Source organism: Methylobacterium phyllosphaerae, from assembly GCF_001936175.1.
In the GTDB taxonomy this organism is placed as follows: Bacteria; Pseudomonadota; Alphaproteobacteria; order Rhizobiales; family Beijerinckiaceae; genus Methylobacterium; species Methylobacterium fujisawaense.
The window spans coordinates 4617786-4634972 of the sequence record NZ_CP015367.1 but is presented as its reverse complement, the minus strand read 5'-3'; the positions used below and the strand labels follow the sequence as shown (position 1 = coordinate 4634972).

At 71.1% G+C, this 17187-nt stretch carries 15 protein-coding genes; all 15 read left to right on the top strand.

Annotated features, from left to right (window positions below; all coding sequences use genetic code 11):
* Positions 1–22: 22 nt before the first annotated feature.
* The 15 genes from MCBMB27_RS21040 to MCBMB27_RS20970 all read left to right on the top strand — a co-directional run bounded on the left by MCBMB27_RS21040 (position 23) and on the right by MCBMB27_RS20970 (position 17174).
* On the top strand, positions 23–886 hold the full coding sequence (locus MCBMB27_RS21040; protein ID WP_053609663.1) for a class II aldolase/adducin family protein: 864 nt from the start codon (positions 23–25) through the stop codon (positions 884–886).
* Between the two features lie 216 nt (positions 887–1102).
* Positions 1103–2545, top strand: coding sequence for a CoA transferase (locus MCBMB27_RS21035; RefSeq protein WP_075381211.1), 1443 nt, complete (start codon positions 1103–1105; stop codon positions 2543–2545).
* 270 nt (positions 2546–2815) lie between these two features.
* Complete coding sequence (fumC, locus tag MCBMB27_RS21030) at positions 2816–4273, top strand: class II fumarate hydratase (RefSeq protein WP_043389241.1); 1458 nt, start codon at positions 2816–2818, stop codon at positions 4271–4273.
* A gap of 46 nt (positions 4274–4319) precedes the next feature.
* Complete coding sequence (poxB, locus tag MCBMB27_RS21025) at positions 4320–6047, top strand: ubiquinone-dependent pyruvate dehydrogenase (protein WP_075381210.1); 1728 nt, start codon at positions 4320–4322, stop codon at positions 6045–6047.
* Between the two features lie 30 nt (positions 6048–6077).
* The gene (locus tag MCBMB27_RS21020) at positions 6078–6473 is read left to right on the top strand and encodes a cupin domain-containing protein (protein ID WP_075381209.1); all 396 of its coding nucleotides are present in this window, start codon (positions 6078–6080) and stop codon (positions 6471–6473) included.
* A 31-nt stretch (positions 6474–6504) separates the two neighbouring features.
* Positions 6505–8016, top strand: a complete 1512-nt coding sequence (gene mqo / locus MCBMB27_RS21015) for a malate dehydrogenase (quinone) (protein ID WP_043389053.1) — start codon at positions 6505–6507, stop codon at positions 8014–8016.
* Between the two features lie 107 nt (positions 8017–8123).
* Entirely contained in the window at positions 8124–9548 is a 1425-nt protein-coding gene (locus MCBMB27_RS21010) for a cytochrome ubiquinol oxidase subunit I (protein WP_053609659.1), read from the top strand.
* 6 nt (positions 9549–9554) lie between these two features.
* Positions 9555–10541, top strand: coding sequence for a cytochrome d ubiquinol oxidase subunit II (gene cydB / locus MCBMB27_RS21005; RefSeq protein ID WP_043389059.1), 987 nt, complete (start codon positions 9555–9557; stop codon positions 10539–10541).
* Positions 10542–10588: 47 nt separating this feature from the next.
* On the top strand, positions 10589–12445 hold the full coding sequence (locus MCBMB27_RS21000) for an FUSC family protein (protein ID WP_075381208.1): 1857 nt from the start codon (positions 10589–10591) through the stop codon (positions 12443–12445).
* Positions 12442–12657, top strand: a complete 216-nt coding sequence (locus MCBMB27_RS20995; RefSeq protein ID WP_236952766.1) for a DUF1656 domain-containing protein — start codon at positions 12442–12444, stop codon at positions 12655–12657. The genes MCBMB27_RS21000 and MCBMB27_RS20995 overlap by 4 nt, the downstream gene beginning before the upstream one ends.
* Before the next feature lies 1 nt (position 12658).
* On the top strand, positions 12659–13654 hold the full coding sequence (locus tag MCBMB27_RS20990) for an HlyD family secretion protein (protein WP_075381207.1): 996 nt from the start codon (positions 12659–12661) through the stop codon (positions 13652–13654).
* 111 nt (positions 13655–13765) lie between these two features.
* Positions 13766–14797 (top strand): aldo/keto reductase, encoded by a 1032-nt coding sequence (locus MCBMB27_RS20985; protein ID WP_043357881.1) that lies wholly within the window; start codon positions 13766–13768, stop codon positions 14795–14797.
* A gap of 198 nt (positions 14798–14995) precedes the next feature.
* Entirely contained in the window at positions 14996–15934 is a 939-nt protein-coding gene (locus tag MCBMB27_RS20980; protein WP_043389064.1) for a pirin family protein, read from the top strand.
* Positions 15935–16102: 168 nt separating this feature from the next.
* Positions 16103–16627, top strand: coding sequence for a hypothetical protein (locus tag MCBMB27_RS20975; RefSeq protein ID WP_051045126.1), 525 nt, complete (start codon positions 16103–16105; stop codon positions 16625–16627).
* Between the two features lie 31 nt (positions 16628–16658).
* Positions 16659–17174 (top strand): hypothetical protein, encoded by a 516-nt coding sequence (locus MCBMB27_RS20970; protein ID WP_075381206.1) that lies wholly within the window; start codon positions 16659–16661, stop codon positions 17172–17174.
* Positions 17175–17187: the final 13 nt, after the last annotated feature.

Sequence of the window (17187 nt, the reverse complement as noted above, 5' to 3'; positions counted from 1 at the left end):
TCACCCGACGAAAGGATACGCCATGCTCGACGATCATTCCCACGACGCGCCCGTCGCCCTCGACCTGCCGGACGACGATGCCGGCCGCAAGCGGACCTCGATCTACCAGCCGGAGCAGGCCGGCCTGATCTTCCCGGAGATCCCGGAATTCGCCAACCACGCCGAGGCGCGCGAGTACCGCAAGAAGCACCTCGTGGCCGCCTGCCGCGCCTTCGCGATGCACGGCTTCGACTACGGCTTCGCCGGGCACCTGACGATCCGCGACCCGGAGCGTCCGGAGCTCTACTGGACCAACCCGATGTGCGTGCACTTCTCGCAGGTGCGGATGTCGAACCTGATCCTGGCCGACCACAAGGGCCGGGTGGTCGAGGGGCGCCACGCCATCAACCGGGCGGGCTTCGTCCTCCACGCCGCCGTGCACGACGAGTACCCCGAGGTCATGGCGATGTGCCACGCGCACACCACATACGGCACCGCGTGGTGCGCCACCGGTCGGCCCCTCGACATGATCAGCCAGGACGCGGCGGCCTTCTACAACAGCCACGCGGTGATCGGCGCCTCGGCCGGCGCCGTGGCGGTGGAGAAGGAGAGCGGCCTCTCGGTCGCCCAGCAGATCGGCCGCAACCGCGGCGTGTTGCACCAGAACCACGGCCTGCTGACCTGCTCGCACCACAGCATCGACGACGCGGCCTTCTGGTTCATCGCCCTGGAGCGGGCCTGCAAGCAGCAGCTCCTCGTCGAGGCCTCCGGCATCAAGCCGCAGCTCCTCTCGGAGAAGACCGCCCGCTACAGCCGCGAGCATGTCGGCAGCGACTATATCGGCTGGCTGCACTTCCAGACGCTGTACAACCACATCGCCGAGACCCAGCCCGACATGTTCGCCTGAGGCCCGGCGGGCGCCGCCCCCGCGCGGACGGCGCCGCGACGCGCATCGGGGCCGGCCGCGAGGCCGGCCCTTCCGCTATGGGCCGGTATGGGCCGGCGCCCGGGCGGCGCCATCCGGATGGAGCGGGGAGCCGGTCCGTCCTGCCCATCAGCGGTACAAGATTGATTCATCCGTCGGCGGCCGCCACCCTGCACAGGTCATGTGAGGGCCGCGACCATGCGCAAGCGACACGCCGACGAGGACGCCCTGCGGTCGATCTTCGCGGAGGCGCTGGCAGCCCTGGCGCTGCCGCCCGATGCCGGAGACCGGCTGACGGTCACCGGCACGGAGAGCCTGCCGTCCTGCTTCCCCGTCACGGAGCTGGCGACGACGGCGATCGGTGCCGCCGGCCTCGCCGTCTCCGAACTTCTGGGCCTGTTCGGAGATGCGCCCGCCGTGACGGTGGACCGGCATCTCGCCTCGGCGTGGTTCGGCCCGTCGGTGCGGCCGCGCGGATGGACGATGCCGGCCGCCTGGGACCCGATCGCCGGCGACTACCGGGCGGCGGACGGCTGGATCCGGCTGCACACCAACGCGCCCCACCATCGCGCCGCCGCCCTCTCGGTGCTCGACTGTCCGGGCGACCGGCAGGCGGTTGCGGCCGCCGTGGCCCGGGAGACGGCCGAGACCCTGGAATCGGCGATCCTGCGCGCGGGGGGCTGCGCCGCGGCGATGCGCAGCCTGGAGGCGTGGCAGCGACTGGACCAGGGCCGGGCGGTCCGGGCCGAGCCCCTCGTGGCGGTCACGGAGGCGCCCGGCCACGACTCCGGACGGTGGCGCCCGGACCCGGCCCGTCCCCTCGCGGGGATCCGGGTCCTCGACCTGACCCGCATCCTGGCGGGGCCTGTGGCCACGCGCTTCCTGGCCGGGCTGGGCGCCGACGTCCTGCGAATCGACCCGCCCGGCTGGGACGAGCCGTCCCTGGCGCCCGACGTCACCCTGGGCAAGGTCTGCACCCGGCTCGACCTCCATCGGGCAGCCGACCGACAGCGGTTCGAGGGGCTGCTCTCGGAGGCGGACATCCTCGTGCATGGATACCGCCCGGATGCCCTGGAGCGGCTCGGCTACGGGGAGAAGCATCGCCGGGCGCTCAGTCCGAACCTGATCGACGTCACGCTCTGCGCCTATGGCTGGACCGGGCCCTGGGCCGGTCGGCGCGGCTTCGACAGCCTCGTCCAGATGTCGGCCGGCATCGCGTCGGCCGGACAGCGCTGGAAACAGGCCGACCGGCCGGTGCCGCTGCCCGTCCAGGCGCTCGACCACACCACCGGCTATCTGATGGCGGCGGCGTCCATACGGGGCCTGATCGCCCGGTTGCGGGAGGGGCGCGCCGCCACCGCGAGGCTCTCCCTGGCCCGCACGGCGTTTCTGCTCACCGACCATGTCGGCGGCGCACCGGGGCCCGCCTTCAGCGGAGATCAGGACCGGGACTTCTTACCAAAGATCGAACACACGGCGTGGGGACCCGCCCTCAGGCTGTACGCGCCCGCGCGGATCGACGGCGTTCCCCTGCGATGGGATAGGCCCGCCCGAGATCTCGGATCTACGGAGGCTGCACTGGTTTCCAATTTCGATAGCGCGCAATTTTCCAGCCCGAACAGCAGCCGCGCTATAAATTGATCAATCCATCTAATATTTTTGCACCGGCGACATTACGCGACCCTTGACATCGATCCGCGTCGTCTGGCAATCGGCACGTACGATATGCATGACACTATGTTAATATATACAACAATTTGCAAAAATGAAACGATAAATTCCTAAAAACCTCGATTTGGCAACAGTCCATCAAGCAAAAGGGAATATTAATACGATTTACCTCAAAGCACATCCGTTTCGCCGACCCAGACTTGCTCTGTGCCATACGGTTCGACACCGAGAAGGATGACGATGCCCGCGTCTGCCCCGGACCATCCTGTCCTGCGCGAAATCCCGATCGGCATCTCCGCCACGGGGACACGCCGCGAGACGGATTCGATGGGGGCGATCGACGTTCCGGCGGACCGCTACTGGGGGGCGCAGACGCAGCGCTCGCTCCAGCATTTCTCGATCGGCAACGATCGCATGCCCAAGCGGGTCTATCACGCCTACGGCTACGTCAAGAAGGCCGCGGCCCTGGTCAACGCCGCGGCCGGACGCCTGGAGGACTGGCGGGCGCAGGCCATCGTCCGGGCCGCCGACGAGACGATCGCGGGAAAGCTCGACGCGCATTATCCGCTCTACGTCTGGCAGACCGGCTCCGGCACCCAGTCCAACATGAACGTCAACGAGGTGCTGTCGAACCGCGCGATCCAGCTCCTCGGCGGTGAACTCGGCTCCAAGAGCCCGGTCCACCCGAACGACCACGTCAACATGGGCCAGTCGTCGAACGACACCTTCCCGACCGCGATGCACATCGCGACGGTGCTGGAACTCGACGAGGTGCTCCTCCCGCAGGCGCACGCCCTTGCCGACGCGATCGACGCGAAGGCGCAGGCCTGGATGGATGTGGTCAAGACCGGCCGGACTCATCTTCAGGATGCGACGCCGTTGACGGTCGGCCAGGAATGGTCGGGCTACGTGGAGCAGATGCGCGACGCGCTGGCCCTAGTCGCGGCGTCGCGGGCCGGGCTCTACAAGCTCGCGGCCGGCGGCACCGCGGTCGGCACCGGCCTCAACGCCCCGGAGGGCTTCAGCGCGGAGATCGCCGGCCAGATCGCCGCGCTGACCGGCAAGCCGTTCGTCACGGCGCCCAACAAGTTCGCCGCCCAAGGCTCCCTCGACGCCATGGTCGCCGCCATGGCGGCGGTGCGCGGGCTCGCGGTCGCGCTGATGAAGATCGCCAACGACATGCGCTGGCTCGCCTCGGGGCCGCGCTGCGGTCTCGGCGAATTGCTGCTGCCCGCCAACGAGCCGGGCTCCTCGATCATGCCCGGCAAGGTCAACCCGACCCAGTGCGAGGCCATGGTGATGGTCTGCATCCAAGTGATCGGCGAGGACAACGCCGTCGCCTTCGCGGGCGCGCAGGGCAATTTCGAGCTGAACGCGATGCGCCCGATCATCATCAACAACACGCTGCACGCGATCCGCGTGCTGGGCGATGCCTGCGAGAAATTCCGGACCTACTCGGTCGCGGGCACGGAGCTCAACCGGAAGCGGATCGACGAGACCGTGAACCAGTCGCTGATGCTGGTCACGGCCCTGTCGCCGGTGATCGGCTATGACCTCGCCTCCAAAATCGCCCACCGCGCCAACGACGAGGGTACGACGCTGCGCGAGGCCGCCCTGGCCGAGGGCGTTCCGGCCGAGCGCTTCGACGCGGTGTGCGATCCCAAGACCATGACCGGCCACGGGCTGGCCGGCGCCTGAACCCGCCGGGACCATCCGTCGGGGCCCCTCAGCTGAGCGAGACACCATGAGCACGAAGGTCGCCGATCTGTTCGTCCGGGCGCTGGCGCAAGCCGGCGTGAAGCGCATCTACGGCGTCGTCGGCGACAGCCTCAACGGGCTGACCGAGGCCCTGCGCCAGGACGGCTCGATCGCCTGGATCCACACGCGCCACGAGGAGAGCGCCGCCTTCGCGGCCGGCGCCGAGGCGCACCTGACCGGCGACCTCGCGGTCTGCGCCGGCTCCTGCGGGCCGGGCAACCTCCACCTGATCAACGGCCTGTTCGACGCGCACCGCTCCCGCGTGCCGGTGCTGGCCATCGCGGCCCAGATCCCCTCGGCGGAGATCGGCCGGGGCTACTTCCAGGAGACGCACCCGCAGAACCTGTTCCAGGAATGCAGCCACTACTGCGAGCTGGTCTCCTCGCCGGCCCAGCTGCCCGGCGTGATCGAGACCGCGATCCGCGTCGCCGTCGCCGAGCGCGGGGTCGCCGTGGTGGTGATCCCCGGCGATGTCGGCCTCATGGCCATGCCGGGGAACGCGCCCGCACTCTCCGCCGCCCTGGTGCCGCCCCCGCCCGTGGTGCGCCCGCGCGACGCCGACCTCGATGCGCTGGCCGGGATGCTTAACGATGCCGGCCGCGTGACCCTGTTCTGCGGCCGCGGCTGCGCCGGCGCCCACGCGGAGCTGCTGCAGCTCGCCGAGGCGCTGAAGGCGCCGGTGGTCCACGCGCTGGGCGGCAAGGAATACGTCGAGTGGGACAATCCCTACGACGTCGGCATGACCGGGCTGATCGGCTTCTCCTCGGGCTACCGGGCGATGCTCGACTGCGACACCCTGCTTCTGCTCGGCACCGGCTTCCCCTACCGCCAGTTCTACCCGGAGGACGCCAAGATCGCGCAGGTCGACCTGCGGGCCGGGAGCCTGGGGCGCCACTGCCGGATCGATCTCGGCCTGATCGGCGACGTCGGCGCGACGATCACGGCGCTGCTGCCGAAGCTGCAGGCGAAGACCGACCGGGCGCATCTCGACGACAGCCTCGCCCATTACCGCAAGGCCCGCGCCGGGCTCGACGCCCTGGCGGTGGGCAAGCCCGGCGGCAAGATCCACCCGCAATACGTCGCCCGGACGCTCAGCGAGGCGGCCTCCGAGGACGCGGTCTTCACCTTCGACGTCGGCACGCCGACGATCTGGGCGGCCCGCTACCTCGCCATGAACGGCAAGCGCCGGCTGATCGGATCGCTGAACCACGGCTCCATGGCCAACGCCCTGCCGCAGGCGATCGGCGCGCAGGCGGCCTATCCCGGGCGGCAGATCATCTCGTTCTCCGGCGACGGCGGCTTCGCCATGCTGATGGGCGACCTGCTGACCCTCAACCAGCACAAGCTGCCGGTGAAGATCGTGGTGCTGAACAACGGCACCCTGGGCTTCGTCGAGATGGAGATGAAGGCCGCGGGCTTCCTCGAGACCGGCGTCGAACTGGTGAACCCGGACTTCGCCGCCATGGCGCGCGGGGCCGGCATCTTCGCCCGGCGCGTCGAGGATCCGGCCGAACTGCCGGACGCGATGCGCGCGCTGCTCGACCACGACGGTCCGGCCCTCCTCGACGTCGTCTCGGCCCGCCAGGAACTGTCGATGCCGCCGAAGGTCGGCCTCGAGCAGGTGACGGGCTTCGGGATGTGGCTCGCCAAGGCGGTGATCGACGGGCGCGGGACCGAGATCGTCGACCTCGCCAAGACCAACCTCTGGCGCTGACGCGCCGATCCCAAGCTGGAGGTCAGCCCGATGATCCGCTGCGTTCGCATCTGGACCGGTGACGACGGCAATTCCCACTTCGCGGAGGGCGTCATCGACCTGCCCCACGGCGAGCGCGGCGACCTCCTCAGCGGCACGACCGACGTGGTCTCGATCTCCTTCCGGGAGACGCAGTCCGGCGGCACCTACGCGTGGCACACGGCCCCGACCCGCCAGTTCGTCATCACCCTGCGCGGCACCCTCGACTTCCAGACGAAGGCCGGGGCGCATTTCACGATCCGCCCCGGCGACATCCTCATCGCCGAGGACACGGCCGGCTCCGGCCATTCCTGGCGCCTCGTCGACGACGAGCCCTGGTGCCGGGCCTACGTGATCCTCGCCCCCGGCGCCGAGGCCCGGCTGCCCTTCGTCCCGAACGCCCAGTGAGTTCCCCCGAACCGGTGCCAGGAGTTCCGCGATGGCCGGCCTAAGCGACGACGACACTCCCGACGTGGTGCTGATCGGCGCCGGGATCATGAGCGCGACCTTCGGCACCGTCCTGAAGGAGCTGGAGCCGTCGCTGCGGATCGCGATGTTCGAGACGCTCCACGACTGCGCGCAGGAGAGCTCGGAGGGCTGGAACAATGCCGGCACCGGCCACGCGGCCAACTGCGAGTTGAACTACACGCCCCAGCGCCCCGACGGCAGCGTCGACATCGCCAAGGCCCTGGAGGTCAACACCGAGTTCGACATCTCGCGCCAGCTCTGGGCGCATCTCGTGCGGAAGGGCGCGATCCCCGATCCCCGCGCCTTCATCCATCCCTGCCCGCACATGAGCTTCGTCTGGGGGGCCGAGAACGTCGCGTTCCTCAAGGCGCGCTACGCCGCGATGTCGGCGCATCATTGCTATCACGGCATGGAATACAGCGAGGACCCGCAGGTCATCGCCGGCTGGGCGCCGCTGATCATCGAGGGCCGCGCCCCCGGCGAGCCCATCGCCGCCACCCGGATCGTCACAGGGACGGATGTCGATTACGGCGCCCTCACGCACCTGCTGGTCAAGCAGCTCGCGGCGCAGCCCGGCTTTTCCGTGCACTACAACCGGAAGGTCGTCGCCCTCGACCGGGTCGACGACGGCCGCTGGGCCGTCACCGTCGAGGACACCTACGACGGCACGCGCCAGACCGTGACGGCGAAGTTCGTGTTCATCGGCGCGGGCGGCGGCTCGCTGCCGCTGCTGCAGGCCTCGAAGATCCCGGAGGGGCGCGGCTACGGCGGCTTCCCGGTCTCCGGCATCTGGCTGCGCTGCGACGTCGACGCGGTCAGCGCGCGCCACCACGCCAAGGTCTACGGAAAGGCGGCCTCCGGCTCGCCGCCGATGTCGGTGCCCCACCTCGACACCCGCATCATCGGCGGCAAGCGCTCGCTGCTGTTCGGACCCTATGCGGGCTTCTCGTCGCGCTTCCTCAAGCACGGCGCGCTCACGGACCTGTTCACCGCGCTGACCCCGCACAACATCGTGCCGCTGCTCGACGTCGCCAAGGACAACGTCGCGCTGACCGAGTACCTCGTGGGCCAAGTGCTCCAGAGTTCCGACCACCAGTTCGCGACACTGAAGCAGTTCTTCCCCAAGGCGCTGAAGCAGGACTGGACGTCGGCGGTCGCCGGCCAGCGGGTGCAGACGATCAAGCCGACCGGCCAGTCGAACCCGCTGGAGGAGGGCTACCTCGAGTTCGGCACCGAGCTCGTGGCCGCCGCCGACCACTCGATCTGCGCGCTGCTCGGCGCCTCGCCGGGCGCCTCGACGGCGGCCTTCATCGCGGTCGAGGTGCTGGAGAAGTGCTTCGCCGACCGGCTGACGCCGGAGGGCTGGCTGCCCCGCCTCAAGGCCGTGATCCCGACCTACGGCATCGACCTCAAGCAGGATGCCGAGGCCTGCCGGCGCAGCCGGGCCGAGACGGCGCCGATCCTGAGGATCGACACCGTCTGACACTTCCGCGAGGCGCGGTTCCCCGCGCCCCGCCGGTGGACATCAGAGGGTGCGACGCGCCCGAGCGGGGGCGGCGGACCGGCGAGCTTCGGCTGGAGAGAGGAACGATGGACATCTCCGCCCTGATGCTGTCGCGCATCCAGTTCGCCTTCACGGTCTCGTTCCACATCATCTTCCCGGCCTTCACGGTCGGGCTGGCGGCCTGGCTCGCCTTCCTCCAGGCGCGGGCGATGATCTCGGGCGAGCCGGTCTACGACCGCCTGTTCGACTTCTGGCTCAAGATCTTCGCGGTCGCCTTCGGGCTCGGGGTCGTCTCCGGCATCGTCATGGCGTTCCAGTTCGGCACCAACTGGAGCGAGCTCGCCCGCCGCACCGGGCCGATCCAGGGGCCGCTTCTCGGCTACGAGAGCTTCACGGCCTTCGCGCTGGAGGCCTCGTTCTTCGGCGTGCTGATGTTCGGCCGGCGGCGGGTGCCGCGCTGGTTCTACCTGTTCGCCTGCCTGATGGTCTGCCTCGGCACCAGCCTGTCGTCGTTCTGGATCCTCGTGAACAACTCGTGGATGCAGTATCCGACCGGCTTCGCCCTGCGGCCGGACGGCGTGTTCGTGCCGACCGACTGGTGGGCAATCCTCTTCAACGGAGTCGTCTGGGTCCGCTTCCCCCACATGGTCCTGGCCGCCTACGTCACCACCAGCTTCTGCGTCGCGGCGACGGGCGCGTGGTCCATGCTGCGGGGCCGGGACCGCGTCGAGGCCCGCGCCATGGTCCGGATGGGGCTCGGCCTCGCCGCGGTCCTCGTGCCGCTGCAGCTGTTCTTCGGCCACCTCACCGGCGACTACGTCGTCCGGCACCAGCCCTCGAAGATCGCCGCCATCGAGGGCCACTGGGAGAGCCGGGCGCCGGCCGGCGAGATCCTGTTCGCGTGGCCCGACGAGGCGCAGGAGACAAACCACTTCGTCATCGCCCTGCCCGCCCCCGCCGGCAGCCTGATCGACGACGGCACCCTCACCGGCAAGGTGATCGGCATCAAGGACATCCCCAAGGCCGACCGGCCGCCGGTGCTGATCCCGTTCTTCGCCTTCCGCATCATGGTCGGCTGCGGGCTGCTGATGCTGGCGCTCGCCTGGGGCGGGATGGCCTTCTACGCCACCGGGCGGCTGGAGCGGGCGCGCTGGCTGCAATGGGCGATCTTCCTGTCGTTCCCCCTGGGCTTCGTCGCGACGCTGACCGGATGGTTCACCGCCGAGGTCGGGCGCCAGCCCTGGACGGTCTACGGCCAGCTCCGCACTGCCGATGCGGCGACGCCGTTCCTGACATCCCCGCAGGTGGCGACCTCCCTCGCCGTGTTCGGCGCGGTCTACGCGCTGATCTTCGCGGCCGGCACCGTCTACATCTACCGCATGCTCAGGGCCGGCATCCTGCCGACGCCCGCGCATGCGGGGAGCGCCGCCAACCCCAAGCGGCCGCTCGCCGTGCCGGGCGACAGTCCCGGCACACCCGGCGCCACGCCGACCGGCACACCGGCGGAGTAAGCGGCCATGATCGAATTCTGGGCCGCCGCCCTCGCCCTCACCCTGATGCTCTACGTGCTGCTCGACGGGTTCGACCTCGGCGTCGGCATGCTGTTCGGGATCGCCCCGGACGAGGCGGCGCGCCGCCACATGATGCAGGCGATCGCCCCGGTCTGGGACGGCAACGAGACCTGGCTGGTTCTGGCCGCGACGATCCTGTTCGGGGCCTTCCCCGCGGTCTACGCGCTGCTGCTCTCGGCCTTCTACCTGCCGCTCCTCCTGATGCTCGCGGCCCTGATCCTGCGCGGCGTCGCCTTCGAGTTCCGCTACAAGTCCCGGCGGCTGCGGCGGGTCTGGGACGCGGGCTTCGTCGGCGGCTCCTTTTGCGCGGCCTTCGTGCAGGGCGTGACGGTCGGGGCGCTGGTGCAGGAACTGCCGGTCCGGGACGGGCTCTATGTCGGCGGGGCGTTCGGGTGGCTCACGCCCTTCTCGCTGCTCTGCGGGCTCGGCCTGTGCCTCGGCTACGCGCTGCTCGGCGCCGCGTGGCTGTGCGGCAAGACCGAGTCCGACGTGCGCGACCTCGGCTTCCGGCTGCTGCCGCGGCTCCTGCTCGGGGTGCTGGCCTTCCTAGGCGCGGCCTTCGTGTACGCGCTGGCGATCAACCTGCGGGTGCTGCACCGCTGGATCGAGCGGCCCGAGATGCTGGTCCTGCCCCTCGTGGGGGCCGCGGCCTGCGCGGGGCTCCTCTACGCGGCGCGGCGCCGGAACGACGCCCTGCCGTTCCCGCTGGTGGCGCTGATCTTCGCCGCCGCCTTCGCGACGCTCGCCGCCTCGTTCCTGCCCTACATGGTGCCGTTCAGCGTGACGGTGACCGAGGCGGCGGCGCCGGAGGCGAGCCTGTCCTTCATGTTCTGGGGCGCGGGGATCGTGGTCCTGCCGATCACCCTGATCTACACCCTGGTCGTCTATCGGGTGTTCAAGGGGAAGGTCGACGTCGCCGAGCATTATGAGTGAGCCCGCGACCGGGCTCCCCGACCCGCCCCGGCCGCTGAGGCCGCGCCGTGGCCGGTGAGGTCGCGCTCTCCGAGGACGCGCCGGGCCTCCTGCAGCGCCTCGCCGCGTGGTGGCCGCGGGAGGCGGCCGAGGCCGTGCGCATCGCGCTCACCGCCATCGCGGCGATCTGGCTCGCCATGTGGCTCGAACTGGCGCTGCCGCACTGGGCCGGCTGGACGGTCATCTCGGTGACGCTCGCCACCCGCGCGGCCTCCCTGCGCAAGAGCCTGTGGCGGGCCGGCAGCACGCTTGTCGGCGTCACCGTCGCGATGGTGCTGGTGGCCAATTTCGCCCAGGCGACCCTGGCCTTCGACCTCGCGCTGGCCCTGTGGATGGGCCTGCTCACCGCGGCCTCCAGCGTCGAGAGCGGCCAGCGCGCCTACGGCTTCGCCTCCATGGGCTTCACGGTGCCGATCATCGCCCTGGCCGACGTGCAGAGCCCCGAGACGGTGTTCCAGATCGGCGTCGACCGCTGCTCGACGATCCTGCTCGGGATCGGCTGCGCCTACGCGTCGAACGTGTTCGTGGCGCCGGGCGTCCCCGCCGTCAGCCGCACCCTGGCGGGGCGGCTCGAGGCGGCCGCGCAGGCTTGCGACGCCTGGATGGCCGCCCTGCGGCGGGGCGAGCGGCCGGGCCCGATGCCGATCGCCGCCGTGATGACGCTCGGCGAGGAAGTCAGCGACACGTTCACCGAGCAGCCCTCCCTCCGTTCCGGCGGCCGGGGGATCCGCAACGCCGCCCCCCGGCTGCGGCGCGTGCTCGCCGCGGGCCTGCTGCGGGCCCTGCTGCCGGACCGGCCGGGATCGCGCTCGACCGACCTGATCGGGGCCGGCGGGGCGATCGCCGTCCGGCAGATCGGGCGCGTCCGGGTCTCGGCGCGGCTCCTGCGGGCCGGGGGCCGGGTGGGGCGGCGGCGCGTGCCGTTCCGCCCGCACCTGCTCCTGTGGAACGACCTGGACTGGGACGGCTGGCACGCCTTCGACAACGGCCTGCGCACCGCCGCCGCCGTCCTGCTCGTCAACGGCTTCTGGTACGCCACAGGCTGGTCGCACGGGGCCGGCGCCGCGACCTGGGCGAGCCTCGTCTGCGTCCTGCTCGCCGCCCATGCCGACCCGCGGGCGGAATCCCGCGCCTTCCTGATCGGCGCGCTGCTCGCCGCCGTGGTCGGGCTGACCCTGCGCTACACCCTGCTGACCACCACCGGGAGCTTCGCGCTCCTGGCCGCCGTGCTCCTGCCGGTGGCGATGCTGGCGGTGGTCGGCCGGGCCGACAAGCGCGCGATCTACGGCATCGGCTTCGGCTTCTTCGTCTTCGGCGTCCTCGATCCCAAGAACCCGATGACCTACGACCTCGCCGACTCGCTCAACACCGTGCTGGCCGAGCTGCTCGGGATGGCGGTGGCGGCGGTCGCGTTCGCCGCCCTGCCGCCGCCGGTGAGCCCCGCGACGCTGCGGCTGCGGGCCCGCCGCCGGCTGGTCCGGTCGGTGCGCGGCGCGGCCCTCGACCCGGCGCTCCTGCTGCCGCCCCGCGATCGCTATCTCGCCCGGGGCTTCGGCCGGCTCGCCCTCATCGGCGCGGATGAGGCGATGGCCCGGGGCGGCGAGCGCCTGCTCGTCATCGGGCTCCTGCTGCTCGCCCTGCGGGAGACGGACGACCGGGAGGGCCGCCGGGTCGGCCGGGCGGTCTGGGCCCGGCTCGCCGCGTCCCGTCCGGCAGAGGCGGATGCGGTGCCGGATCCCTTGCGCGAGCTCGCCGGCCGGGCGACCCTGCCGCTCCAGGCGGAGCGCATCGGGGCGCTGGCCGCCCTCGTGTCGGATCTCGACCGCGCGGGCTGGCCGAACCTCGATCCGGGGGTGCGGGCGTGATCGGATTGCGGGCGGTCGACGTGCTGGGGCTCTACGTCGAGCCCGCGGTGATCTGCCTGCTCGCCGCCCTGGTAATCACCTGGGGCCTGCGCTGGATCCTGGACTGGATCGGCATCAACCACCTTGTCTGGAACCGCGCCCTGTTCGACTTCAGCCTCCTGACCGCCGTGACGGCTCTGCTGATCCTGTCCCTGCGCGTCCAGGGTCCGTGACATGGCCACGACCCCGCGACCGTCCCTGCGCGACTGGCAGCCGCCGCCCGCCTACAACGTCGCCGCCACCCTGCTGGCGCTGGCGGCGGCCGTGGGCCTCGCCTACCTCGCCTTCCTCTACTACGCCTACACGCCCTGGACCCGGGACGGGCGCGTGCGCGTCTACACCGTGCAGGTGGCTCCCGAGGTCTCCGGGACGGTGGTGGCGGTCCGCGTCCGGGACAACCAGTTCGTCCGCAAGGGCGACGTGCTGTTCACGATCGATCCCGGCACGTTCAGGAACGCCGTGACCCAGGCGGAGGGCGCCCTCGCCAGCGCCCGGGCACAGGCCGGCTACCTCGCGGGGATCGCGCAGCGCACCGCCGAACTCGACGATCTCGCCACCACCCCGCAGCAGAAGCAGACGACCAGCGGCCAGGCGCAGGCCGCCCAGGCCAACGTGGTCCAGGCGGAGGGCGCGCTGGCGCAGGCGCGGCTCAACCTGGAGCGCACGACCCTGCGGGCCACCGTGAACGGCTGGGTCACCAACCTGCTGCTGCAGGAGGGCGGGTTCGCCGCCACGGGGCAGCCGGCGCTGACGCTGGTCAACGGCGACAGCTTCTGGATCGAAGGCTACTTCGAGGAGACCCAGTTGCCGCGCATCGGCGAGGGTGACGCCGCGCGGGTGTCGCTGATGGCGTGGCCGGACCGTCCGATCCGGGGCCGGGTGACCGGCCTCGGCCGCGGCATCAGCGTCGCCGACGCCGCCCCGGGCGTTCAGGGGCTACCGACGGTCAACCCGATCTTCACCTGGGTCCGGCTGGCGCAAAGGGTGCCGATCCGGATCGACCTCGACGACGTGCCGTGCCCGATCGTGCTGGCGGCGGGGATGACGGCGAATGTCGCGATCCTGCCCGAGAAGGCCGGATCCCCGAACGCCCTGCCGCCCGACCGGCGCACCGGCGCGGCCGCCGGCCAGCGCTGCGAGGGGGCGCCGGTCGTCGAGTCGCGGCGCTGACGCGCACGGCCCTCGTCGTGGCATGCCCGCCGCCGGGAAAGCCGGGGCGGCGACCGCGTTAGACCGGCAGGCGCGCCGACATGCGGCGCCCGCGATCGCGATGAGGATCCGATGGACTACAGGCAGTTCGGACGCTCCGGCCTTACCGTGCCGGTGCTCAGCTTCGGCACCGGCACCTTCGGCGGCACGAACGAATTCTTCCAGCGCTGGGGCCAGACGGACGTCGCGGAGGCGACCCGCATGGTCGATCTCTGCCTCGATTCCGGGGTCAACTTCTTCGACACGGCCGACATCTACTCGGGCGGCGCCTCCGAGGAGATCCTGGGTCAGGCCCTCAAGGGCAAGCGCGACCGGGCGCTGATCTCCACCAAGGCGACCTTCCGGTTCAACGACGACCTGAACCAGGTGGGCTCCTCGCGCTACCATCTGGTCCGCGCCTGCGAGGCCAGCCTGAAGCGGCTCGGCACCGACCATATCGACGTCTACTTCATGCACGGGTTCGATGCGCTCACCCCCGTGGACGAGACCCTGCGGGCGCTGGACGACCTCACCCGCGCGGGCAAGATCGGCTACATCGGCGCCTCGAATTTTTCCGGCTGGCAGCTCATGAAGGCGCTCGCGACCTCGGAGCGCCACGGCCTCGCCCGCTACGTCGCCTACCAGGGCTACTATTCGCTGATCGGCCGGCACTACGAGTGGGAGTTGATGCCCCTCGGGATCGACCAGGGTGTCGGCCTGATGGTCTGGAGCCCGCTCGGCTGGGGCCGCCTCACCGGCAAGATTCGCCGCGGACAGGCCAACCAGAGCGGCCGCATCGCCGCCGGTGGCGCCGAGGGTGGGCCGCCTGTCTCCGACGAATACCTGTTCGGCGTGGTCGACGCCCTCGACGCCGTGGCGGCCGAGACCGGCAAGACGGTGGCGCAGGTGGCGCTCAACTGGCTGCTGACCCGGCCGACCGTGTGCAACATCGTGGTCGGCGCCCGCACCGAGGAACAGCTGAAGCAGAATCTCGGCGCCCTCGGCTGGACCCTGACCGCCGAGCAGGTCGCCCGCCTCGACGCGGCGAGCCACGAGACGCCGATCTATCCGTACTGGCACCAGAAGGGCTTTGACGAGCGCAACCCGAAGCCGACGGTCTGGTAGCCCGCGGCGCGCGGCCGGGACCCTGAGGGCGGAAATCGGAAACGATGCGTTTCGATCGTTTCTGTTTCAACTCGTGCGGTCCCGGTCCAGGATGCCTGCGGATGGCGGGCCGATCCCGAACGATGTCGGCTCCGCCATCCGGGGCGCCGCGCAGCAGCCGATGGCGCTCCTCCCTCCCCCGCGCGAAGGAGCAAGGCGATGAGCTGGCACAGTGCCGAGGATCCGATCCCGGGCGACCATTTCAGCTGCGACGCGATCCGGACCCTGATCGTGCCCCGCTCGCGCGATCTCGGCTCCTTCGCGGTGCGGCGGGCGCTGCCCTCCACCGAGTGCCGGATGGTCGGCCCCTTCATCTTCTTCGATCAGATGGGCCCCTCCGAGTTCCTGCTCGGGCAGGGCATGGACGTGCGGCCGCATCCGCATATCGGCCTCTCCACCGTCACCTACCTGTTCGACGGCGAGATCATGCACCGCGACAGCCTCGGCACGGAGTTGCCGATCCGGCCGGGCGAGCTGAACTGGATGACCGCAGGCCGCGGAATCACCCATTCGGAGCGCACGGCCCCGACGCTGCGGCAGACTGGCTCCCGGCTGTTCGGCATCCAGAGCTGGGTCGCCCTCACCGACCGGGACGAGGAGAACGCCCCCGCCTTCGAGCATTACGACGCCGCCGCGCTGCCGGTCCTCACCGGCGAAGGCAAGACCGTCCGGCTGATCGCGGGCGAGGCCTTCGGCGCACGTTCGCCGGTGCGCACCTCGAGCCCGATGGTCTACGCCGACGTGGCGCTCGAGGCCGGGGCCGTCCTGCCCCTCGATCCGACCTACGACGAGCGGGCGATCTACACGGTGGCGGGCGCCATCGAGATCGCCGGCGACGGCTTCGGGCCCGGCCAGCTGCTGGTGTTCCGGCCCGGCGACCGCATCAGCGTGCGCGCCCTGGAGGGGGCCCGGTTCATGGTGCTGGGCGGCGAGCCGATGGATGGTCCACGCCACTTGTGGTGGAACTTCGTCTCCTCCCGCCCCGAGCGGATCGCGCAGGCCAAGGAGGATTGGCGCCAGGGCCGGTTCGACACGGTGCCGAACGACGCCGAATTCATCCCCCTGCCGGAGGATCCGCAGCCCGTCCGCTACCCCTGAGCCGACAGCCCGATCCGGCGGTCCGGCGTGCAGCGACAGGCGATCATGGCCGCTCGAACGCAACCCTAGCGCGAGTGTTAAGGAGTTGTTAACCATTTTCCATCGGTGTGGGACGGACACCGATGCCTCATCGGAGGCTTGCGCTGCACCCTGCCGGCAGGACGCGTGATGGAACAGACGAAGCACCCCAAGGCCGAGACGCTGACCCCGATCGAAGCCGCCGCGTGCGACATCCGCGAGCCGACGACCCGGATCCGGACCGGCAACCTGGTCCTTCTCGCCGCGGACGAGCGCGCCACCGCGCAGGGCCGGAACCCGAACCCGTCGCCGGTGGAGCGGTGGCCAGACCTGCTGGAGCGGGTGCAGGGCGCGGCCCGGTACATCCGGGACGTCGAAGACCGGGCGCAGGAGCAGGAGACGCACGTCCAGGATCTCCTGCGGCAGGTGCGGGCCGACATGGATGCGGCCCGCGCCCAGGTGCAGGCGGCCGAGCGGGAGACCCACGAGGTCCATGCGCAGGCGATCAAACTGATCCAGGCCGCCGAGGACCGGGCCGCGGCCGCCGAAGAGCGGGCTGCAGCGGCGGAACTCATGCTCCAACGCATCGCCGAGACGATCGACGCGGAGTTCGTGACGCAGGCGGGCCCACAGGACGCCCGGACCCGGGCCTCCGCCACCCGGGCGGCCTCGTGACCCGCGCGGGCCCGGCCGGATCGCGGCGGCGATGAACGCGGCCTTCTGGGCAGAGCTCGACGCACGCATCGCGCGCGCGGAGCCGGCCCCGTCGACCGCCGACGGCAATCCGGCGGTCGCCGGGCCGCTCCCGGTGGCGGCCTCCGGAGCGGGTCCCGAGACGCCGTCCGAGCCACCGTCCGAGCCACCGTCGCGGCCGGATGCGGACTGGAGCCAGGTTCTGGACACGCTGTCGGCCGCGAGCATCGCGGCCCAGGAGCAGGATCAGCGCCTGCGCCAGCGATCCGCCACCTGCGAGACCCTGTCTGCGGAGTTGCAGGCGGCCCGGCAGGAAATCGAGGCGCTGCGGGCGCATCTGCAGGAGGTGCAGACCCAGGCGGCACTGCGCGTCCGCGAGGTCGAGGCGCTGGCCGACGGGCGGGTCCGGGACGCCGACGAGCGCGCCGAGGCCGCGATCGTGCGGGCGGAGTCGGCCGAGGACTGGCTCAAGCGTATCGAACAGGCCAGCCGGGATCTGCTGCCGGACGGCCGGCATGCGGCCGCCTGAAGCGCGGGACGCC